This is a genomic window from Roseovarius sp. ZX-A-9, from assembly GCF_028369135.1.
Lineage (GTDB): Bacteria > Pseudomonadota > Alphaproteobacteria > Rhodobacterales > Rhodobacteraceae > Roseovarius.
This window is the reverse complement of the sequence record NZ_JAPWHW010000002.1, coordinates 123,947-143,158: the sequence shown is the minus strand read 5'-3', so window position 1 is coordinate 143,158 and position 19,212 is coordinate 123,947. Positions and strand designations below refer to the sequence as shown.

General features: G+C 61.4%; 23 protein-coding genes. 12 read left to right on the top strand and 11 right to left on the bottom strand.

The features are described 5' to 3' along the window. Nucleotides 1-123 precede the first annotated feature (123 nt). From O3306_RS03105 to O3306_RS03090, 4 genes are all read left to right on the top strand, one after another. The gene (locus O3306_RS03105; protein WP_272003182.1) at nt 124-1,095 is read left to right on the top strand and encodes an AraC family transcriptional regulator; all 972 of its coding nucleotides are present in this window, start codon (nt 124-126) and stop codon (nt 1,093-1,095) included. A gap of 106 nt (nt 1,096-1,201) precedes the next feature. Next, nucleotides 1,202-2,029: an NAD(P)H-binding protein gene (locus O3306_RS03100; protein WP_272003180.1), complete on the top strand. Its 828-nt coding sequence runs from the start codon at nt 1,202-1,204 to the stop codon at nt 2,027-2,029. Nucleotides 2,030-2,063: 34 nt separating this feature from the next. Then, on the top strand, nt 2,064-2,489 hold the full coding sequence (locus O3306_RS03095; RefSeq protein ID WP_272003178.1) for a DUF4345 domain-containing protein: 426 nt from the start codon (nt 2,064-2,066) through the stop codon (nt 2,487-2,489). 65 nt (nt 2,490-2,554) lie between these two features. Continuing rightward, nucleotides 2,555-3,049 carry an anthrone oxygenase family protein gene (locus O3306_RS03090; RefSeq protein ID WP_272003175.1) on the top strand — a complete coding sequence of 165 codons (495 nt, stop codon included), beginning with the start codon at nt 2,555-2,557 and terminating at the stop codon, nt 3,047-3,049. 242 nt (nt 3,050-3,291) lie between these two features. Here the strand turns inward: O3306_RS03090 and O3306_RS03085 are convergent, their stop codons facing one another. Then, nucleotides 3,292-3,723, bottom strand: coding sequence for a GNAT family N-acetyltransferase (locus O3306_RS03085; protein WP_272003172.1), 432 nt, complete (start codon nt 3,721-3,723; stop codon nt 3,292-3,294). Nucleotides 3,724-3,766: 43 nt separating this feature from the next. Here O3306_RS03085 and O3306_RS03080 point away from each other — a divergent pair, with 43 nt between their 5' ends. Beyond that, complete coding sequence (locus O3306_RS03080; RefSeq protein ID WP_272003170.1) at nt 3,767-4,195, top strand: hypothetical protein; 429 nt, start codon at nt 3,767-3,769, stop codon at nt 4,193-4,195. Nucleotides 4,196-4,369: 174 nt separating this feature from the next. On the opposite strand, the gene O3306_RS03075 is transcribed toward O3306_RS03080, so the two are convergent. Beyond that, nucleotides 4,370-4,771 carry a DUF4260 domain-containing protein gene (locus O3306_RS03075; protein ID WP_272003167.1) on the bottom strand — a complete coding sequence of 134 codons (402 nt, stop codon included), beginning with the start codon at nt 4,769-4,771 and terminating at the stop codon, nt 4,370-4,372. Nucleotides 4,772-4,867: 96 nt separating this feature from the next. On the opposite strand from O3306_RS03075, the gene O3306_RS03070 reads away from it, so the two are divergent. Together O3306_RS03070 and O3306_RS03065 are read left to right on the top strand one after the other, a co-directional pair. Further along, complete coding sequence (locus tag O3306_RS03070; protein ID WP_272003164.1) at nt 4,868-5,140, top strand: helix-turn-helix domain-containing protein; 273 nt, start codon at nt 4,868-4,870, stop codon at nt 5,138-5,140. Then, nucleotides 5,137-6,114 carry a M23 family metallopeptidase gene (locus O3306_RS03065; protein ID WP_272003161.1) on the top strand — a complete coding sequence of 326 codons (978 nt, stop codon included), beginning with the start codon at nt 5,137-5,139 and terminating at the stop codon, nt 6,112-6,114. Before O3306_RS03070 ends, O3306_RS03065 begins: the two co-directional genes overlap by 4 nt. On the opposite strand, the gene O3306_RS03060 is transcribed toward O3306_RS03065, so the two are convergent. From O3306_RS03060 to O3306_RS03025, 8 genes are all read right to left on the bottom strand, one after another. Continuing rightward, on the bottom strand, nt 6,097-6,507 hold the full coding sequence (locus tag O3306_RS03060; RefSeq protein WP_272003158.1) for a hypothetical protein: 411 nt from the start codon (nt 6,505-6,507) through the stop codon (nt 6,097-6,099). The two genes, O3306_RS03065 and O3306_RS03060, sit on opposite strands and share 18 nt — an antisense overlap. Next, nucleotides 6,504-7,532, bottom strand: coding sequence for an alpha/beta fold hydrolase (locus O3306_RS03055; protein ID WP_272003156.1), 1,029 nt, complete (start codon nt 7,530-7,532; stop codon nt 6,504-6,506). Before O3306_RS03055 ends, O3306_RS03060 begins: the two co-directional genes overlap by 4 nt. Further along, entirely contained in the window at nt 7,529-8,959 is a 1,431-nt protein-coding gene (locus O3306_RS03050) for a serine hydrolase domain-containing protein (RefSeq protein ID WP_272003153.1), read from the bottom strand. Before O3306_RS03050 ends, O3306_RS03055 begins: the two co-directional genes overlap by 4 nt. Nucleotides 8,960-9,132: 173 nt before the next feature. After that, on the bottom strand, nt 9,133-10,044 hold the full coding sequence (locus O3306_RS03045) for a polysaccharide deacetylase family protein (protein ID WP_272003150.1): 912 nt from the start codon (nt 10,042-10,044) through the stop codon (nt 9,133-9,135). Next, nucleotides 10,041-10,793 (bottom strand): SDR family NAD(P)-dependent oxidoreductase, encoded by a 753-nt coding sequence (locus tag O3306_RS03040; protein ID WP_272003147.1) that lies wholly within the window; start codon nt 10,791-10,793, stop codon nt 10,041-10,043. The genes O3306_RS03045 and O3306_RS03040 overlap by 4 nt, the downstream gene beginning before the upstream one ends. Then, entirely contained in the window at nt 10,790-11,572 is a 783-nt protein-coding gene (locus O3306_RS03035) for an SDR family NAD(P)-dependent oxidoreductase (protein ID WP_272003144.1), read from the bottom strand. Before O3306_RS03035 ends, O3306_RS03040 begins: the two co-directional genes overlap by 4 nt. 3 nt (nt 11,573-11,575) lie before the next feature. Beyond that, nucleotides 11,576-12,547: an agmatinase gene (gene speB, locus O3306_RS03030; RefSeq protein ID WP_272003141.1), complete on the bottom strand. Its 972-nt coding sequence runs from the start codon at nt 12,545-12,547 to the stop codon at nt 11,576-11,578. Continuing rightward, nucleotides 12,544-13,179, bottom strand: a complete 636-nt coding sequence (locus tag O3306_RS03025; protein ID WP_272003138.1) for a TetR/AcrR family transcriptional regulator — start codon at nt 13,177-13,179, stop codon at nt 12,544-12,546. Before O3306_RS03025 ends, speB (O3306_RS03030) begins: the two co-directional genes overlap by 4 nt. 156 nt (nt 13,180-13,335) lie before the next feature. Between O3306_RS03025 and O3306_RS03020 the strand changes: the two genes are divergently transcribed. From O3306_RS03020 to speB (O3306_RS03005), 4 genes are all read left to right on the top strand, one after another. Beyond that, a complete protein-coding gene (locus O3306_RS03020; RefSeq protein ID WP_272003135.1) occupies nt 13,336-14,400 on the top strand; it encodes an ABC transporter substrate-binding protein in 1,065 nt (354 codons plus the stop codon). 66 nt (nt 14,401-14,466) lie between these two features. Next, nucleotides 14,467-15,288 carry an ABC transporter permease gene (locus O3306_RS03015; protein WP_272003132.1) on the top strand — a complete coding sequence of 274 codons (822 nt, stop codon included), beginning with the start codon at nt 14,467-14,469 and terminating at the stop codon, nt 15,286-15,288. A gap of 22 nt (nt 15,289-15,310) precedes the next feature. Next, nucleotides 15,311-16,123, top strand: coding sequence for an ABC transporter ATP-binding protein (locus tag O3306_RS03010; RefSeq protein WP_272003130.1), 813 nt, complete (start codon nt 15,311-15,313; stop codon nt 16,121-16,123). 47 nt (nt 16,124-16,170) lie between these two features. Beyond that, a complete protein-coding gene (gene speB / locus O3306_RS03005; protein WP_272003128.1) occupies nt 16,171-17,127 on the top strand; it encodes an agmatinase in 957 nt (318 codons plus the stop codon). A gap of 157 nt (nt 17,128-17,284) precedes the next feature. On the opposite strand, the gene O3306_RS03000 is transcribed toward speB (O3306_RS03005), so the two are convergent. Further along, the gene (locus tag O3306_RS03000; RefSeq protein ID WP_272003124.1) at nt 17,285-17,926 is read right to left on the bottom strand and encodes a TetR/AcrR family transcriptional regulator; all 642 of its coding nucleotides are present in this window, start codon (nt 17,924-17,926) and stop codon (nt 17,285-17,287) included. Between the two features lie 136 nt (nt 17,927-18,062). Here O3306_RS03000 and O3306_RS02995 point away from each other — a divergent pair, with 136 nt between their 5' ends. Further along, the gene (locus O3306_RS02995; RefSeq protein WP_272003120.1) at nt 18,063-19,211 is read left to right on the top strand and encodes an HlyD family secretion protein; all 1,149 of its coding nucleotides are present in this window, start codon (nt 18,063-18,065) and stop codon (nt 19,209-19,211) included. The last annotated feature ends 1 nt before the right edge of the window (nt 19,212 follow it).

Sequence of the window (19,212 nt, the reverse complement as noted above, 5' to 3'; positions counted from 1 at the left end):
CGCTGTAGCAGCGGTTTGGTGGGACGGCTGTTACATTGACTGGAAGCACCCTGTTTGGCGCTCGAGCCCATTCCGCGTATTCTTTCGGTCATGGGCTACGTTACTTCATTATTTGCACGAAAAATGGTCGCGGCGGCGGGCAATGAAGTCGATGCGGCAGCTTTGCTTGCATCGGTCGGTCTCGATGCGGAGGGCTCGTGGAATCCGAAGGCGATGATCCCCGCCGGCGCCTATTACGACATGCTGGAACGCATCGCCGCGCAGACGGACGTGACAGATCTGCCTGTGCGCGTTGGTGCGTCCATGCGGCTCGACGAGTACGGCGCGCTGGGGCTGGCCTTCAAGGCTGCCACGACTTTGGGCGCATCCTATGGGCGGGTGGAGCGCTATGCCCGGCTCTGGACCAGCGTGGTGGAATACGAACTGCGCCCCCATCCTCGTGGTACGCTTTTCATCCTGCACAGGTCGGGCATGCGGCGATTGGGGCTTCGGCTGTCGAACGAGGCGACCTTGGCCAGTGCCGTATCGATTGGTCGGCAAGTCTGCCCAGTGTCTTTCGTGCCTCTGGAAGTCCTCGTTCAGCATGCAGCCCCGAAAACGATTGCCGCCCACGAGGGATGGTTCGGCTGCCCAGTCCGGTTCGATGCGGGTCTCGACGCGATCCTGCTGTCGCCGGAAGCGCTGGCGCGGCCAAACATTCTCGGCGACGAGGGGATTTCGCGCTACGTGATCTCGCATCTCGATGCCGAGCTGTCAGAGATCGCCGCGGAAGCACCGCTCGTCGCCAGTGCCAAGGATGCCATCGCGCAGGCGCTCAGCGAGGGCGCGCCAAAGATGGCGGATATCGCACGCGGCCTGGGCCTGAGCGCACGCTCGTTTCATCGGCGTCTGTCAGAACATGGGATGAGCTTCCAGACCCTGACCGAGGAAACCCGCCGCGACCTGGCCGAAGGGCTCTTGCGCGACGAGCGGCATTCCCTTGCCGAGATTGCTTTCCTGACAGGGTTCTCCGAACAGAGTTCCTTCACCCGAGCGTTCAAGCGCTGGCTGGGCACAACGCCGGCAAGCTACCGCAAGGATCGCAGGGGCCGTTGACGCCGTTTTGGCGACGGCGGTCAAAACGGTGGCAAGGCCGGTCAATACCGCGCCGACTATCGACGTCTATCCCTTGGCCATCAAGTGGAACCAAGGAGCAAGACCCATGCAAACCAAACCTATCCTTGTCATCGGCGCCACCGGCAAGACCGGCCGTCGCGTCGCTGCAAAGCTGGAGGCCAAGGGCGTGCCCGTGCGCCGGGGCTCGCGCAGTTCTGCCACACCGTTCGACTGGGAGGCGCCCGAGACCTGGGGCCCGGCGCTCAACGGCGTTCGGTCAGCCTATGTCACCTACTTTCCCGATCTCGCCTTCCCCGGTGCTGTGGAGAAGCTGGACTCGCTGTGCGAGACCGCAAAGGACTGCGGTGTCGACCACCTGGTGTTGCTTTCGGGCCGGGGTGAGCATCATGCGCGGCTGGGAGAGGACGTCGTGCGCAATTCAGGTGTGGATTTCACCATCGTGCGGGCCGCGTGGTTTGCACAGAACTACAGCGAGGGCTACTTGCGGGACCCTATCCTCGCAGGCGTCCTGCCTATGCCGGGCGGTGATGTAGCGGAGCCGATCATCGACATCGACGACATCGCCGACGTCGCGGTGGCCGCGTTGACCGAAGACGGCCACCGGGGCGAGCTCTACGAGGTGACCGGCCCGCGCCTGATGACCTTTGCCGCTATGGCGGCGGAGCTATCCGTGGCCACGGGGCGGCCGATCCAGCACATCCCGATCAGCTTCAAGGAGTTCCACGCCAACATTGCGCAGGCGGGCGGGGAGTTCGTGGCCGACGTGTTCACTGCCATCGCCCGAGAGACGTTGGACGGGCACAACGCGCATGTCACCGACGGCGTGCAGCGCGCGCTTGGGAGACCGCCACGCGACTTTGCGGATTTTGCGCGGGCTGCGGCCCGGTCTGGCACATGGCCGGTCGCGGCTTGACCTTCCTCTTGCACCGATCACGAAAGGATATCCCATGACCCTGACCCGCTTGGAAAAGATCGCCCTTGGCATCTCCGGCGTCACGGCGGTCGGCATCGGCGGCTTTATTTTGGCCGCGCCGCAGACCTTCTATGCAAGCTACGGTATCACACTGGGCAACGACGCCAGCTTGCTGAGCGAATTGCGGGCTCCGGCCGCCGGCCTTGCTGCTCTCGGCCTTCTCATGCTGGCCGGAATCCTGCGCCAAGCTTGGGCTGGCACGTCGTTCGTCGCCGCGCTGATCGTATTTCTGGCCTTTCCGGCCGGGCGGTTGGTCGGGATCGTTGCCGATGGCATACCTTCGAGCGGCATCCTTGGGGCGCTCATCCTCGAACTCATGATCGCCGCGCTGTGTCTGACTGCCGTTCGACACAGGCTGTGGCCGATGGCGTTCACGAGGAATCAAGTGGCTACCGATTGACATCGAGGCCTGGGTGAAAGTGCCCGGACCTCCCACCGGCATCTCTCTGACAGGGAACTTTCACAATGTCCCCGTTCTATTTGCTCCTGATGCAATTCGCCGTCATTGCCTATGCGTTGGTCGGCGGTGTCTTCCTTGCTTTTTCCGACTTCATCATGCGGTCGCTGTCACTCACCGGCGGTGTCGGCGGCGTGGAGGCCATGCAGGTGATCAACCGCGAGGTATTTCGCTGGGTCTTCATGGCTCTGTTTCTGGGCATGGCGGCAGCGTCGCTCGTAATCGCGGCCTATGGCGGGCTGCTCATTGGCGGTGGCCCCGGCAAGCTGATAATGCTTGCGGGCCTCGTCTATTTCATCGGCTGTTTCGGCGTCACGGTTATCTTCAATGTCCCCATGAACGAGGCTCTGGCCGGGATGGACCTGTCGTCCGAATCCACCCGCCACTATTGGACCCGCACCTATCTGCCGCGTTGGACCTTCTGGAACACTGTCCGAACGATGGCCTGCGGATTGTCTTCAGCGTTGCTGCTTTTCGGGGTCTTCTGGACAGTGCAAGCCTAGGTGCAAGCAACCTGACCGACCGAATATGGATGGTCAACGCGCCTTCACGTCAGTCAGCCTTGCGATCGGAAGAGGAAACAGAGATGACACCTCAAACTCTTGCCTGCGCGGTGATCCCGGCACGCCCCGAGCGCATGCTCTGGGGCCCGATCACCCTCGCAAGGAGCGCCACTGCGATAAGCGTCTCGTGGCTTTGAAGAGAGATACCACGACGATCTCTGTTCGGCGGTCTGCCCGACTGCTTATTCGACACCGGGCATTGCCATTCTGGCCGTGATCTGGCCGGAAGCTTCATGCATATACTCGTCCTGAAGCAAGAAACCATACCGCTCGTAGAACGGACGCCCGATGGCGTTCGCCGAGAAGACTTCCACCTTCAGCGGGCCCTTGAAGGCGACCACATGGTCCACCATTGCCTTACCCCAGCCCCTTCCATGATGGGCGGGGTCCAGAAACAAACCTCCGATATCATTGCCGATCATGGCGATGAAGCCGATGGGCTGTCCCTGTTGCTCTAGCACCCATGTCTCGGCGTTCGGCAGGTAGATGTTTCGCATGTCCGTCTTGACCTGGGCGACGAAGTCTTGGGGCAGGAACGGATGCGCCAGCGCATTGGCCTTTTCCCAAATTTCGACGAGCGCATCGGTATCCTTGGGTTCGTATGCTCGGATCATTTCTGACGTCCTGTTTTGCTTCTGGATGGGGCGGGTCGTCTTGATGGGGGAGGTCATCGGAGTGTCGCCTTTCTGTATATGCCTAATTGCTGCTGATTGTCGCCGGGTCCGTGACCGGGCAGGGGACAGGGCGTGGCCGCATACCGAAGATCTCCGCCGAAACGCTGCTGCCAGCATTGATGACGAAACCGGTCCCGGCGGGCAGCCCGGCTTTGACAAGGATGTCGGGGGCGTCGCCGCCTTTGCCTGCAACGCCCTCACGGCCCTCGCTGATCAGATCGCGGCCTTCTTAAAGCGCGCGGACCATCGCGGGCTTCTAGACCAGCAGTCGGATCGGGCCACCTTGACCGATTGCAACACCATCCCCGCCGAACTTGCCGGCGATAAAGCGGACGGGCATGCTGTGACACTGTCCGTCAATCCGGATCAGGGCCGTGCGCGCACCGGAATAGCCGTGCAGTTGAAGAAGTGAGGCTTCGTGGGGATCGGGATCGTGATGAGAGTCCAAGACGCGACGGCGGACGTCGACGCGGTGTCTGCTTTGGTGCCTTGCGCCTGCGCGGACGGCATTGTTGTTGCAAGGCCGATCCCTGCGATGATCGTTGCGACGCGACTGGTGAGGATGGGTTTCATTTTTCTTACCTGATCATGCGTCGGGAAGTCGGTTTGCCCAATTGGTGCGCCCGATGCGGCCAAGATGCGTGAGGCCGAAGGCGGTTTCCGATTTCAGGCCAAAGCCCAACGCGCGGTCGATCCCGATATGCGCCAGCCAAACGCAGGCGATCAGAAGCAAGGCGGGGAGCGCCCAGAGGCCAATTGCCGCCAGAAGGGCAGGGGCGACGTAGGTATGGGCGAGATTGTAGAGGCGGGCTCCGACCTTGGGCCCGAAGGCGTAGCCAATCAACGCGAGATCGGGGGCCAGCGCGAAAAGCGCGATTGTCATCCAGCTATCGGTCAGTGAGAAATAGCCAGCAAGGCCAGCGGCAAAGGCGGCGGCGCCTTCGAGGCGGAGAAGGGCAAGGATCGGGCGTTCGGTGATCGGGGTCATGGCGGGGTTCCTGTGGGCGTAGCGATGCGTTCTTATTGCTCTGTCTTTGTGGTCAAATAAACTGCATATCTTCGGATATTGGCTATACAAAAACGTATGAGTAGCAGGATCGATTGGGCGCTGTGGCGCAGCTTTCTCGCGGTGGCAGGCACTGGCAGCCTGTCCGCCGCCGCGCGGGCACTTGACCTGCCCCAGCCTACGATTGGCCGCCACATCGATACGTTGGAGGCAATGGTAGGCCAGACCCTGTTCCTGCGCACGCCGCAGGGCTTGAGCGTTACGGAGACCGCTGCCCTACTGGTTCCAGAGGCGCGGGCGATGCAACTGACCGCGGCTACCCGGATCAGCTTTCCGGGGATAAGCCCATGATATTGATGATCTTTGCCGTACAGGTCGCGCTTCCGCTGATTTTGATCGCTTGGTTGGGTTTCCTCCCAGCCAGCAGCCTTTTCGGCTTCGTGTTGCAGGCAGCAGGCGCTGGCGCGTTTCTTTTTGCCCTGGCGCGAGTCGCGCAATGGGGCGGGCCGGGGTGGTGGATGCCGTGGTGCCATGGCGGGCTTTGGCTGTTGGCGGTTCTGGTCTGGCTTTTGCGCAGAGGCTATGCGGGGGCATCGCTTTTCCCAGAAACACTGCCGGGATGGCTCGGGCTGAGCCTGTCCGTCGCCCTGCTGGGTCTTGGCATCTGGTATGGGGCCAAGGCCGTCGCAGGGCAACGCCCGCCGCCGGTCGACATCGTGGATATCGCCAATCCGTTTGGGCCGGGGCGATACCTTGTCGGGCATGGCGGTTCGAACCGGCTGGTCAATGGGCATCTCAAGACGCTTGATCCATCGGTTGAGCGGTTCCGGCCCTGGCGGGGGCAGTCCTATGCGGTGGATTTCTTCGGGCTGGGCCCGTGGGGGCTGCGCGCGCGGGGGCTGCATCCTGCCGATCCGGTGGCCTATGCGATATTCGGAGCCGAGCTGCGCGCGCCCTGCGATGGCACCGTCGTGGCGGCCGAGGGCGACATGCCGGATTTCAAGGTGCCTGAAAACGATCAGGTCAACCGGCTGGGCAACCATGTGATCCTGCGCTGTGGCGATGCCGAGATCGTGCTGGCCCATATGCGCCAGGGCAGCGTGAGCGTCGCGCCCGGAGAGGTAGTGAAGGCGGGCGACCGGCTGGGCGAGGTCGGCAATTCCGGCGCCTCGACCGAGCCGCATCTGCACATCCATGCCCAACGCCCCGCGCCCGAGGGCGCGCCGCCGCTGGCGAGCGAGCCGCTGGCGCTGCGTATCGACGGGCGGTTCCTTGTGCGCGGCGACAGGTTGAGCGGGCAGGGCGGGTCAGGCCAACCAAGTTAGAATCGCGAGCGCTAGTGCGATGGGCATGCGAGCGAGGCCGACGCGGCGCCATTGGCGCGGATCGGAGAGGCCCGTGACGGCCGCGCGCCCGGTGGGGTTGAACACCAGCGCCACGGCCTTGATGGCCCAGAGTGCGGGGATGACTGCGGCGAAGGTCCACCCCGCCCAGTTGCGGCCCTGCGCGGGGCGTTGGGCGAAATCGGCAAGGCCAAGCGCCCAGAACGCCAGCAGAAGCCCGGCCAGCGCCCAGACCTGCCAGGGACGCCGCGCGCCACCATAGGCGTAGTGTTCGAGCCTCTGCCAATGCCTCGGGGCCAGGATCATGCCCGCGCTCGTCATCGCCGCGATCACGGTTAGCACTGCGCCGAAAATCGTGAGCCAGGGCAGGGTCATTCCCTGCGCTCCTCGGCAACCTCGGCCCCGAAGCTGCGCACCGTTTCGACAAAGCGCGCCGTTTCGGTCAGAAAGGGCGCGTGGCCGGAGGCGTCGAATATCTCCAGTCGCTTGCCCTGTGGTGCCTCAACATGTTCCAGCCAGTCCCGCACAAGGGCGACGGGCGTGTTCATGTCTGCCTCCCCGGTGATGAGGAGCATGGGCACGGGCATTCGTGGCACCTCGGCCATCAGGTCGCGGGCCTGATATTCATCCCACATCGGCCCGCTGCCGCGGTTCGCGCCCTTGAGCCAGCGCAGGTAGTCGGGCAGGCGGTATTCCGGTGCGGCGAGCGCGCGTGGCAGCATGGAAGCGAGCGAGACATTCATGCTGCCGCCCTCGGCCTCGACCGCCTGCATCAGCCGCACATAGAGGGCGTGATCGCGGAAGGCTTCCGGCTTCATGCCGGCAAGTTCGGAGTCCGGTGCGACCCTGCCCAGCCAGTCGAGCGCCAGCGCCACACCGCGCTTCGTGCTCACCTGCTGGCCCACGCCGATATAGGCGGCATAGTCCTCCGGCCAGCGCGCCGCCAGTCGCGCGCCCAGCATCGTGCCCCAGGAATGGCCGAGCAGGATGATGGGCTGGTCGCCAAGACGCTTTCGCAGCAGTGCCGTGACCTCGCGCGCGTCGGAAAGGAAGCGTTCGAGTGTCATGGTCGCGGGGTCGAAATCGGGCGGGTTGGATTTGCCCGCGCCGGGCTGGTCCCAATGTACCACGACGAAATCGCGCTCCAGTTCCGAGGTGACGCGGTGGATCGGCATCTGCGCCGCGCCCGGCCCGCCATGCAACCACAGAAGGATCGGCGCGCGCCGGTCCGCGCCCCGGATCAGCAGCCATTGCGTCATGCCGCCGATATGTGCCGGGATCAGTTCGGTAATCGGGTCGGCACCGGTGATGGGAGGGGTGCGGGCGGGCAGGGTTTTCCACGCTAGCCCGCCCGCGATGGCGGCGAACAGGACCAGCGCGGCAAGGCGCAGGAGGCTCATTTCTGGCGCTCCGGTGTCAGGGCGATCGCGAGCAGGCCGAGGCCCGTCAGAGCCAAGGCCGCCCCCAACCAAGGCCAGAGGCCCGGCAGGATCGAGAAGAGGAACAGGTAGTTTTGTGCCGCCGCCCAGAGCGGCCAGAGGATCAGCACCGCGGCCACTGCGCCCGCAGCGCTCCGGACGAGAGTGGACCGCCGCCCACCGCGATACGCGCCCCATAGCCCGAGCGCCGCCACGCTGAAGCCAAGGGCGATGGCGCCGCGCGCGGCCCGTTCGGCCCAGAGCACCCGCGCCATGCCGACAGGTGCCACGCCGAGGCTGCCCGACCAGTCCCGCAGGATGGCGGCGAAAAGTGGCCAAGCCCGCTGGCTGTTCGACAGAATCACGATGCCGTCGCCCGTTTCGGGCACAAGGTGCATGTGGCTCATCCAGCCATAGCCTTGCCCACCATGCCAGACCGCCGCACGCCCGTCCGAGAGCGTTTCGGTGAAATGGCCGAGCCCGTAGCCTTGCGCGGCAAAGCCGAACAGCCCGCCCACCGCGACTTCGGGGCGGTGCAGGTTGGCCACCGCTTCAGGCGACAGCACCGTCTGCTCCGCGCCCGCCAATCCGGCCATGGCAAAGCGCGTGATGTCCTCGGCAGTTGCGACAAGCCCGCCAGAGGCGCGACCGGGATAGACATAAGGCGCAACGGGCTGCCCGCGCAGGTCATGGCCCACGGGCATGAGGGCTACGCTCCAGTCGAAACTGGCCTGCGCCATGCCGAGGGGCTTCAGAACTTCGCGCGCCATCAGGGCGCTGAAATCCTCGCCCGTGCACTCCTCGATCACGAGTTCGAGCAGGTTGTACCCGGCATCGGAATAGGAAAAACCGCCGCCCGGCGGGGCGATCAGGGTGAAGTCCTGCGCAATGTGGTCGGGAAGCGCGGGGCTGGGCGCTTCGGGTGGGAAACGCGCGGTGAAATCGCCAAGGCCGATGCCTGCGCTGTGGTTGAGCAACATGCGCGGCGTGATTCCGGACGCGGCATCGGGCGGCTGCCAGCGTGTCAGGCAACGGGTTATTGGCGCGTCCAGTTCCAGTTGCCCGGTTTCGGCCAGCCGCATTGCACCCCAGGCGGTGACGGGTTTCGAGATGGATTCGCCCCGGAAGAGGGCGTCAGTGGTCATCGGGCGGCCCACCGCTGGATCAGCCATCCCGAAGGCGCGGGACCAGACCGGCGCGCCGTTCTCGATCAGCACGACAACTGCGCCAGCGACCCCATCCGCCGCCATGCGTGCCTGCACGATGCTGGTCAGACGGTCTGTGCGGTCATGAATGTCCTCCTCAAACGCCTCCGGCGGAATCGCAAACGCCGCCCCCTCTTGCGTCATGGGGGGCGTCGCGGCATTGACCAATGCCAGAAAAGCGGTTGCGATAACGACCTTGCGCATGGACTAAATCCGCAGCTTGGGAAAGAGCTGGGATATTAACCTGGTTGAGCCCGGTTCGCACCCGTCTGAAGGGCCGGTATCAGCCCATTTTATGTGTTCTTCAACGCGATGCGATCAGCGAAACCGGCACCCTCTGGCATCTCAAGCTGGTTGAAAAAACGCAGCCGAAGGCCCTACGGGGCATATTTCCGAATTGCGTCGTCATAGACTGGAGCCGTGTAGGCGGGCATGTCGACCCGGCGCGGCACGTATTCACCGCTCTCGGTAACCTTGCGCACATGCGCCGCGATTTCCTCCATCGGGGCGAACCATACATCGCCCTTGTCGACAGCCTGCTCCAGAAAGCTGGCGACGACGTTCCAGCGTGCAAGCCGTCCGGTGGCAAACGGATGCACGACCGCCACCCAGAGACCACCGTAATCGCGGATTGCGTTGAATTCCTGAATATAGGGCTCGAACCCCATAGCGGGGGACATGATATTGCCCATGTATCCCAGATCCTCGGACTGCACGAATTGCGGCCAGTCATCGAGGCCCCAATGTGTTGGCAGTTCCACCAAGGTTCCCTTGGGCGTGTCCAGCATATAGGGCTGGTCGTCGCCCATCAGCGACGCGTCATAGGAAAAACCGCGTTCGGCGAGCAAGGCGCAGGACGCATCCGACATGTTGTAAAGCGGTGCGCGCCAGCCGCGTGGGGCTTTGCCGGTTGCGCGTTTCAGGATGTCGATGCCGACGTCCAGCCAATGCTCTTCTTCGTCCGGCTCCAACTCATTCGGGTGTTCGTGGATGTACCCGTGATGCCCGATCTCGTTGCCGCCCTTCAGGATCGTCTCGACGGCCTGCGGGTAACGTTCAACGCACCACGCCGGGATAAAGAATGACTGCTTGATGCCCAGCCGACGGTAAGTCTCGACGATGCGCGGAATCGCCACCTCGGGGCCGTATTGCAGCATGGACGTCGTCGCCGCCTTGCGGTGACTGTCTTTGGGATGGTTGATATGCACCAAACTGTCGGCGTCCATGTCGAAGGTGACACAGGCGGCGCATTTGGCCCCGTTTGGCCAGGGAACTGGATTGGCAATCATGGCATGATACTCCCACCGTTTACACCGATGCCCTGACCGGTGATGTAAGCTGCGTTCGGCCCTGCAAGAAAGAGGGCCATTTGAGCGATCTCCTCGGGCTGACCAAAGCGGCCCATGGGAATCGCGAGCTCTTTTTCGCGCCATTCCGGCGTCATGTTCGCGGCGGCCAGCATCGCAGTGTCGATCGGGCCGGGGCAGAGGGCGTTGATCAGAATATCCGGCGCGAATTCCTTGGCCCAGGAGCGCACGAGGCCAAGGACGCCGTGCTTGGACGCCACATAGGGCGAAAACGTCTCGCGCCCGTAATAGGACAGATCCGAAGCGATCATGATGAGCCGCGCCGGCTGACCACTTTGACTGGGCTGCCCGTGCATCGCGCGGATGGCTTCGCGTCCGATCAGGAACGAGCCGCGCAGGTTGACCGCGATGACGCGGTCGAATTCCTCAACCGGCGTTTCCAAAAGCGGGCGTTCGTGGATGATCCCGGCACAGTTGACCGTTGCATGAAGCGGGCCAAGGGTTTCGGCCTTGCGGAAAAGGGCGAGCACAGAGGATTCGTCGGACACATCGCAAACCATGCCTTGCGCGATGCCACCTGCATCGGTGATGCCGGCAACTGTCTCGACCGGATCGTTCAGGTCGGCGCAAAGAACCTGCGCGCCGGCCTGTGCAAAGGCCTTGGCACAGGCGGCGCCGATGCCCCGGCCCGCGCCGGTGATGATGACGTTCGTTCCTGCCAAATCGCTCATGCCATGACCTCGCCGCGATCCAGATGATAGGCTTGACCGGTGATGTCGCGCGCACCATCCGATGCAAGGAAGAGGTAGATCGCTGCCATGTCTTCGGGTTCAAGCAGCCCGTCCAGCACTTGCCCGCCGATGATTTCCTCCAACAGCTCTGCCTCGGGGCGGCCCGTGCTTTCGGCCATGCGCTCGAGTGACAACATCGCCGCCTCCGTTTTGACCCAACCGGGGCAGACCGCGTTCACGTTGATGCCCATCGGCGCCAGCTCATGCGCGATAGAGCGCATGAAACCGATATTGGCGTGTTTGGATGCGCAATAGGCTGAAAACTCGGCAACCGCCGTGCGCCCCCAGATGGAGGAGGTCAGAATGATCCGTCCACCTTTGCCCATCTTTCGCAGCGCGTGGCGCGTCATCAGGAAGGTACCCATGACGTTGATGTCGATGATACGGCGGAAGGTGTCTTCGACCGCGTCATCAGGGTCAGCCAACGGGGTGATGCGTTCAAGGCCCGCGTTGTTGATAAGGACGTCGATTGAGGTGATCTCTCTCAACGCTGCCTTGATCTGCGCGACATCAGTGATGTCGCAGTGGAGCGCCTTTACGGTGGTTCCTGTTTCGGAGGACAGAGCTTCGGCAGCAGCTGTCACGCCCTCATCATCGGCAAGGATGGTGAGGTTCGCACCCGCGCGGGCAAACCCTTTGGCGACGCCATAACCGATGCCCCGACTTGCGCCTGTCACCAGCACCGATTTGCCCGAGAAATCGTAGCTAACCTGACCCATTTCCTATTTCGCCTCTGTCTTGGATCGATTGTGCATGATCCGCCCAATCGTGTTCATCAGGATTTGCGCCGCCAAGATCGCGGTGGTGCCGGTGTGGTCGTAATCCGGTGCCACTTCGACCAGATCCATGCCGACGATGTCGCCGCGCTTGGTCAGACCATCCAGCAGTTCCAGCACTTCGTAGTAAAGGAAACCACCGTGGCTGGGCGTACCGGTGCCGGGGGCGATGGACGGGTCGAAACCGTCGATATCCAAGGTGACGTAATAGCGCACGCCCGCGGGAATACGCTCCAGAACCTTTTGCACGCCCTGCGCGCGAAACTGGCGTACGGACATGATGTCGGACCCCATCGCGCGGGCGTCATCATAGCCGTCCTTGGCGGTGGAGGAGACGTTGCGGATGCCGATCTGCGACAGGCCGGTTACATAGTCCTTTTCCGCTGCGCGGCGCATCGGATTGCCGTGGCCAAAGCGTACCCCGTGGCGCACGTCGACGAAATCAAGATGCGCGTCGATCTGTACGACGTGGATCGGACCCTGATCAGAAAAGGCGTTGATGCAGGGAATGTTGATGGAATGATCCCCACCCAGCGTGATCGGAACGGCCCCGGCGGCCAGGATCTTGCGCACACCAAATTCGATATTTGCGTGGCTTTGCTCGGTGTCTGTGTGGACGATGTCCGCATCTCCGATGTCGACTATGCGCACCTTGTCTGCCGGCAGGTAGGTCACGTCGTCTTCATGATCGTAGGCGCCGCCATGCCCGAAGGAAAACAGAGTGCTGGCTTCGCGGATGCCGCGCGGGCCAAACCGCGCACCGGCTCGCCATTGGGTGCCGAAATCGAAGGGCGCGCCGAGTATTGCAAAGTCGGCGTCGATGCTGTCCCAGTCCTGCACATACTGGTTCTTGCCAAATGTCGAAATGCCGACGAATGGCAGGTCGAGCCGACCCTTGTCGTATCCGTGTGTTGTCATGATTTCCCTCGCAAATTTTTCTGGGGCGCCTTGTCGGCAAAGATGAGGCCGAGGTCGCGGCGGAACCGTTTGTCGGCCTCTTCCTCTTCCTGCGTATGGTCCGAGATGAAGAGGAAAAACCGAATGTTCTGCATCTCGAAAAGGGTGTCTGCGAACGCTCGCGCATCGATACTGCGGCTGAGCGTTCCGCGCCGCTGATAGGACAGAACCAGCTTGGCCATCACTACGACCAGCGCGCGGTCAAGCGCCCGATAGGTGGTGCCGAACTGTCCGGCCCCTTGCAGAATGCTGGCCGCAAGAACTTCGCGCCATGTGCTTTTGGTGAGATATGTCATGGCATGATGGCGCATGATCTTGCCGAATTGGGCGACCGCATCGACGATGTCATCGGGCAGATCGTCGGTGAGGGCGCGCAACTGGGCCAGAAGCCGTTCGTCGCTTTCCTTGACCAGCTCAAGCAGCAGATTGGCCTTGGTGCCGTAGTAATTATAGATCGTGACGGCGGATAACCCGGCCTCTGCCGCGATGCTTTCAATGGTGACTGACTCGTAACCCTCTGTCTGAAACCGGGTGCGTGCGACTTCCAGTATCCGTTTCGAACGCTCGAGCTTTTGTTGTCTTCTAAGTCCCACGCGCACGACGCTCCTTGCTGAATTGTCGAAATTGCCAAGGTCCATACAAGGGCGGGGCGACGAAACATACCCGGAAAAAACCTCTAGACAGAAAGAAGTTTTAGTGACTAAACTTTCTTAGTCAATAAAAATTTCGCAATCAGGAGGGGGAGTGAGATGATTCGAGAAATGGTGATATCGGCGGCTGCGACTGCGGCAGTCATGACGTTTTCGACCGCTGCAATGGCGGATGAACGGGTCAATGTCGGGATCTGCGTGTCCTGGCCGGGCTATGCCATGCTTGAGCTTGCGCAGCGCAAGGGGCTGGCAGAGGGCTACAATATCAACACGGTCATCTTTGACGACCCGCTGGGTGGGCATGCCGCGCTCGCTGCCGGCCAGATTGATGTTTACGAATGCACTGGCGACTACACGCCATTGGCAATCGAACGCGGCACCGGTGTTGTCAACGTGGGGCTGGCCAATCCGTCCTACGGTGTGGACAAGATCATCCTGGCGCCGGGTGTCACGGCAGAGAATATTGCCGGTAAGAGCATCGGCGCGCCACAGGCTTATATCGGCCAGCTTTTGATGGGCGTCTTTCTTGAAACCAAGGGAGTGCCCCTGGACAGTGTCGAGTGGGTCAACCTTCTGGCGGACGAGGCCGTGGGCCCGATGATGTCGGGCGAACTGGCGGGGGCCTACCTTTATGAACCCTGGGTTACCAAGGTGATGGAAAACCTGCCCGGCTCTACCTCGGGCTTTGACACGGCCTATCCGGAAGCATTGAGGACCGGGATTTTCACCGACGTGATCTACATGAACGGCAAGTTCATATCCGAGCGCCGTGATGTTGCGCGCGACATTCTCAAGGCGCGGTTTGACGCTTTGGGCTGGTGGCATGACAATGTTGCGGAAGGCAACGAGATCATGGCCGATTTCCTCAAGTGGCCACTTGCCGACGTTGAATCGGTGATCGGGACCAACGGCAAGTATCTGGATGACGGCATCTACATGTATGATTTCGACGAGGCTGCGCAGGTCTGTGGCGTGCTTGAGGGCGAGCCGCCGTTCGAGATTGGCAACGGGTCGATCACGGGCGTGGTCAGCACGATCAACGAGTTGTGGGTGAGCCTGGGCTTGATGACCGAGATGGTCGATCCGGCGTCCGGTGTTGACTGCTCGCTGATGGCCGATCTGGTGGAGAGCGGCTATCGCCAGTCCTTCGGCGCAAACGAGTAATCGCAACACTTTGACCGATGGCCGGGGTCCGGCCATCGGTCACGCGTAACATGACAGGAAGCCTTGATGTCTGACATTCATGAACCTCTCACACGCAAGCGCTGGCTGGAGCTGCGCAAGCCGGTCTCGCAGACCCAGTCCATCCTGTCGGGGATCCTGATCTGGACGGTTTTCTTTGCGATCTGGGAGGGCGTGTCGCTGGCGGGTCTGGTGAACGACCTGCTGGTCCCGGCGCCTTCGCAAGTCGCCGTCACCCTTGTGGACATGCTGGCGAACAGGGATCTGTTATCGGACATCCTGATCAGCGTTGGGCGCGTGTTTCTGAGCTTTGGCATCGCCTGCGCCGTGGCTATTCCGCTGGGCATTCTGATGGGATCATTTCCGGCGATCGACGCCGTGGTAAACCCGTTCGTTTCGGCATGGCGCTATCTGCCCGCGCCCTCGTTCATCCCCATCCTTCTGATGTGGTTCGGCACTGGCGAGGCGCCAAAGCTGGCCCTGCTGTTTATCGGAGTGGTGTTTTTCCTGATAACGCTGATCATGGATCACACCCGGCAGGTGCGTTCTGAACTGGTGGAAACGGGTCTGACGCTCGGCGGAGGGCGCTGGACCATCGTGCGGACGATCATCTTTCCGGCCGTGATGCCAAATGTGCTTACCGCGATGCGCCAGATGTTGGCGATGACCTGGACCTACCTGGTGATCGCGGAAATCGTCGCCTCCACCACCGGCATCGGCGCGATGATGATGCGGGCCCGGCGGTTTCTGCACACCGACGAGATCATGGCGGGCATTTTTGTAATCGGGGTCTTGGGGCTGGGTTTCGACGTCCTGTTTCGCAAGCTGCATCACTGGCTCTTCCCTTACATCCAGAAGCGGGGACACTGAATTGGGCGACGTCACTACAGAGTTGAAAACAGCACGAACCACCGCTGCCACCAAGCTGGTCATCGATGGCGTTTCCAAACGGTTTCCGATGCAGGGCGGGCGCGACATTCTCGCGATCGAGGATGCGACCTTTACCGTTGAGGAAAACGAGATCTGCATCCTCCTCGGCCCGTCGGGCTGTGGCAAATCGACGGTGCTGCGGATGATCGCGGGGCTGGAGACGCCCTCCACTGGCACGTTGCGGCTGGATGGCAGAGTGATCTCCGAGCCGGACCGGGAGCGCGGCATGGTCTTCCAAGCCTACACGTCGTTTGATTGGCTGAGCGTGCGGGGCAATGTCGAATACGGGATGCGTATCAACGGTGTGCCGCGCGAAGAACGGAAGGCGCGGGCGCAAAAATACATCGACCTCGTCAATCTGGGTGGTTTCGAGGACGCCTATCCCTCGCAGCTATCGGGTGGGATGAAGCAGCGTGTGGCGATTGCGAGGACGCTGGCAAACGACCCCGCGCTATTGCTGATGGATGAGCCGTTCGGCGCGCTTGACGCAGAGACCCGCTGGCATATGCAGGAGCTTCTGGTCGGTATCACCGAGGCTGCAAAAACTACCACCGTCATGGTGACCCACGACATCGAAGAGGCGATTTATTTGGGGGACAAGATTGTCTTCATGTCCAGCCATCCGGGCAGGGTGCACAAGATCATCACCCCGGAGTTCAAGAAAGGCCGCCGGTATGTCAGCAAAGAAGAGGTGCTAGACCTTGATGGCTATGCTGCGCTGGAGAAAACAATCATGGGTCTCATGCGTGAGCAGGGCAGCAATGATACCCACTGACTTTGTCGCCTGATTGATGCAAAGCCCCAGAACGAGAATGGAATGAGATGAGCGACCCGTTTTTTCAACCTGTCTCCGGTTTTGAACTGCCGCGTTTTGCCGGCATTCCCACATTCATGCGCCTTCCGCATGTGCCACTGGACGACCCGCGTCTGCGCGACGTGCAGATTGGCCTGATCGGCGTGCCGTGGGACAGCGGCACCACCAACCGGCCTGGCCCGCGCCATGGTCCGCGCCAGTTGCGCGATCTGTCCACGATGATCCGGGCGCAGAACGGGGCAACCGGGGTGCGCCCCTTCGAGGCCGCCAATTGCGCCGATCTTGGGGACGTGCCGCCCAATCCTGCTGACCTCATGGACAGCATGGAACGGATCACCACCTTTTATCGCAAGGTGATTGCAGCGAACGTTCTGCCGTTGACAGCGGGGGGCGATCATTTGTCTACCCTGCCGATCCTGCGGGCTGTCGCGGAAAAGTCGCCTGTCGGCATGATCCACTTCGACAGCCATACCGATCTGTTCGAGAGCTATTTTGGCGGGACCAAATACACCCACGGCACGCCATTCCGCCGCGCCGTGGAGGAGGGGCTTCTTGATCCCAAGAGGGTCTGCATGATCGGCATACGCGGCTCTACCTATGATAACGAGGATCGCGATTTTGCCGATAGCGTTGGCATCCGCGTCATACCGATCGAAGAGTTCCACGCGCGCGGCGTTGCGGATGTGATGACTGAAGCGCGCGAGATAGCGGGCGAGGGGGATACCTACATCTCTTACGACATTGATTTTGTCGATCCGGCCTTCGCGCCGGGCACCGGAACGCCAGAGATTGGGGGGCCGAACAGCTATCAGGCGCTCGAAGTCGTCCGCCATCTTGCGGGTGTTCGCATTGTTGGAGCTGATCTCGTCGAAGTCTCTCCTCCGTTCGATCCATCAGGCAACACGGCGTTCCTTGGGGCGTCGATCATGTTGGAACTGCTATGTGTGATAGCCGAGACGCTTTGATGCGCCCAACCTAGAGCAGGGGCGGTGTCTGGGGAAAACCGCTGAACCGGGGAGCCTTGTACTTCGCTTAGGCTCAACTGTTCAAAACGCCCGGCCAGCCTGCGGGATTTATGACGTGAATCCCGCAGGTGATTGGTGCAGCAAAGCCCGGCTGGGGTTAACGCTTACGATACATTGAAAGAAAGGCGTCAACTGCACTTCGAGAGGTCGTCAAAAGCCTCTCTTCAGGTGGCGGAGACGTGATTCTGCCGAAAAGGCACTGGCGCCACAAGCCTGCTGTCGAGAGCTCGATAAGTTGATGCGCAGCGAGTGTGATATCTGGAATTTCGAGCGTGCCCTTAGCCGCTTCGTCCTCCAGAACCCTCTCGATAAAGCGCCGCATTCGCAATGGACCGTTATCGTAGAACCGATTGCAGAGTTCGGGCATGCGCTCGGCCATAGCGATCACGGTGCGCTGTGATCGGATCACCTCGGGAGAACAAAGCAATTTTGCCAGCGCAAAAGAGAAATCATAGAGCTTGTCCTGCAGGGGGCGATCACTGGACAGGCTTTCTTCCAAATCCTTGAATACGCGATCTCTTTCTCGATCCAACAGGGCTTCGAACAGGTCTTCCTTGCTACCGAAATAAACATACATCGTACTTTTTGAAACACCCGCAACGCGGCAAATGTCGTTGACGCTTGCTGCATCAAATCCACTGTCCATGAAAACGCGAGCCGCTCCATTGAGGATCGTTTCGCGTTTGGCCGGATCGTGACCTGCGGCGTGGCGGCGTGGTTTCGTTGCTTCAGTTTCCATGATCACAAGTTAATCGAACCGTTCGGTTTGATAAAGGCTTGTATTTGGAGAAATCCCTATTTACATCGAAATCGAACCAAGCGGTACGATCCGCGTTTTATCAAGTCCGCGCGCCTAGGAAAGCAGGGGAAGCCAGATGTCCCGTTACGATCGTACGATTGAGAAGCCTGCCAAGATTGACGTTGCGCCGCCAGCCAGCGACGTGCCGGAAAAGGCAAAGAAGCCCCGCGGCAAGCGGATCGTGGGCATCGCAGTTGCCGTTGCCATCACAGCGGGGCTTGCAAACTTTGGCCATGACTATTGGACGACGGGCCGCTTCATGATCGAAACCGATGACGCCTACGTGACGGCAGATACCACACTGATCAGTAGCAGGGTGCAGGGCTATGTCGTGGAGCTGCCTGTCAAACAGAATGACAGCGTACATGCGGGTGACATTCTCGTGCGGCTGGATGATGGAGATTTCCGCATCGCGCTTGAGAGCGCCATCCAGCGCGTAGAAATCGCCGACCAGACGATCGCCCGTATCGGGGCACAGATCAAAGCGGCCGAAGCCAGCGTCGAGCAGGCGAAAGCGATGCAATCCTTTTCAGAAGCGGAGGTGCGGGCGGCTCAGCGAGACCATGATCGGGCGCAGAAATTACTGGAAAGCAACGTGACTTCACAAGCATCGCTTGATGACGCGACAGAACGTCTTGAAACGGCCACCGCTTCGTTGGCGAGTGCAGCTGCGGCGGTCCTGAATGCCAAGGCGCAGGTGGGTGTCTTGCAGGCCCAGAAGGCCGAAGCCGAGGGGACCAAACGCGAGTTGGAGCTGGCCGTAAAACAGGCACAGCGGGACCTGGACCTGACCGTCTTGCGCGCCCCGGCAGACGGGACAATCGGGAATATGGCAGTTGAGGTTGGCGATTTGGTGACGCCCGGAGTCCGCCTTGCCGCGCTTGTCCCGCTGAGTTCGCTCTATATCGAGGCGAATTTCAAGGAAACGCAGATGTATGATATCGCTCTTGGGGCGGATGTTCACATCACCTTTGATGCCATCCCTGACGAGACTTTCGAAGGCAAGGTGGCCTCGGTATCCCCTGCGACAGGATCGGTTTTTTCGTTGCTGCCCGCCGATAACGCGACCGGAAATTTCACCAAGATCGTGCAACGGGTTCCTGTACGGATCGCCCTTCCCAACGAAGCACTGGAAAGTGGCCACTTGCGCGCGGGGTTATCTGCGGTGGTCGAAGTTGACAGCCGGACAGGCGCACCGCTCCACGCCATTGCTCAGGCTGAGTGAC

What these genes read in the sequence shown, in the direction of transcription:
- O3306_RS03105 (WP_272003182.1), top strand. Translation starts at nt 124, where the DNA reads ATGGTCGCGGCGGCGGGCAATGAAGTCGATGCGGCAGCTTTGCTTGCA.
- O3306_RS03100 (WP_272003180.1), top strand. Translation starts at nt 1,202, where the DNA reads ATGCAAACCAAACCTATCCTTGTCATCGGCGCCACCGGCAAGACCGGC.
- O3306_RS03095 (WP_272003178.1), top strand. Translation starts at nt 2,064, where the DNA reads ATGACCCTGACCCGCTTGGAAAAGATCGCCCTTGGCATCTCCGGCGTC.
- O3306_RS03090 (WP_272003175.1), top strand. Translation starts at nt 2,555, where the DNA reads ATGTCCCCGTTCTATTTGCTCCTGATGCAATTCGCCGTCATTGCCTAT.
- O3306_RS03085 (WP_272003172.1), bottom strand. Translation starts at nt 3,723, where the DNA reads ATGATCCGAGCATACGAACCCAAGGATACCGATGCGCTCGTCGAAATT.
- O3306_RS03080 (WP_272003170.1), top strand. Translation starts at nt 3,767, where the DNA reads ATGGGGGAGGTCATCGGAGTGTCGCCTTTCTGTATATGCCTAATTGCT.
- O3306_RS03075 (WP_272003167.1), bottom strand. Translation starts at nt 4,771, where the DNA reads ATGACCCCGATCACCGAACGCCCGATCCTTGCCCTTCTCCGCCTCGAA.
- O3306_RS03070 (WP_272003164.1), top strand. Translation starts at nt 4,868, where the DNA reads ATGAGTAGCAGGATCGATTGGGCGCTGTGGCGCAGCTTTCTCGCGGTG.
- O3306_RS03065 (WP_272003161.1), top strand. Translation starts at nt 5,137, where the DNA reads ATGATATTGATGATCTTTGCCGTACAGGTCGCGCTTCCGCTGATTTTG.
- O3306_RS03060 (WP_272003158.1), bottom strand. Translation starts at nt 6,507, where the DNA reads ATGACCCTGCCCTGGCTCACGATTTTCGGCGCAGTGCTAACCGTGATC.
- O3306_RS03055 (WP_272003156.1), bottom strand. Translation starts at nt 7,532, where the DNA reads ATGAGCCTCCTGCGCCTTGCCGCGCTGGTCCTGTTCGCCGCCATCGCG.
- O3306_RS03050 (WP_272003153.1), bottom strand. Translation starts at nt 8,959, where the DNA reads ATGCGCAAGGTCGTTATCGCAACCGCTTTTCTGGCATTGGTCAATGCC.
- O3306_RS03045 (WP_272003150.1), bottom strand. Translation starts at nt 10,044, where the DNA reads ATGATTGCCAATCCAGTTCCCTGGCCAAACGGGGCCAAATGCGCCGCC.
- O3306_RS03040 (WP_272003147.1), bottom strand. Translation starts at nt 10,793, where the DNA reads ATGAGCGATTTGGCAGGAACGAACGTCATCATCACCGGCGCGGGCCGG.
- O3306_RS03035 (WP_272003144.1), bottom strand. Translation starts at nt 11,572, where the DNA reads ATGGGTCAGGTTAGCTACGATTTCTCGGGCAAATCGGTGCTGGTGACA.
- speB (WP_272003141.1), bottom strand. Translation starts at nt 12,547, where the DNA reads ATGACAACACACGGATACGACAAGGGTCGGCTCGACCTGCCATTCGTC.
- O3306_RS03020 (WP_272003135.1), top strand. Translation starts at nt 13,336, where the DNA reads ATGATTCGAGAAATGGTGATATCGGCGGCTGCGACTGCGGCAGTCATG.
- O3306_RS03015 (WP_272003132.1), top strand. Translation starts at nt 14,467, where the DNA reads ATGTCTGACATTCATGAACCTCTCACACGCAAGCGCTGGCTGGAGCTG.
- speB (WP_272003128.1), top strand. Translation starts at nt 16,171, where the DNA reads ATGAGCGACCCGTTTTTTCAACCTGTCTCCGGTTTTGAACTGCCGCGT.
- O3306_RS03000 (WP_272003124.1), bottom strand. Translation starts at nt 17,926, where the DNA reads ATGGAAACTGAAGCAACGAAACCACGCCGCCACGCCGCAGGTCACGAT.
- O3306_RS02995 (WP_272003120.1), top strand. Translation starts at nt 18,063, where the DNA reads ATGTCCCGTTACGATCGTACGATTGAGAAGCCTGCCAAGATTGACGTT.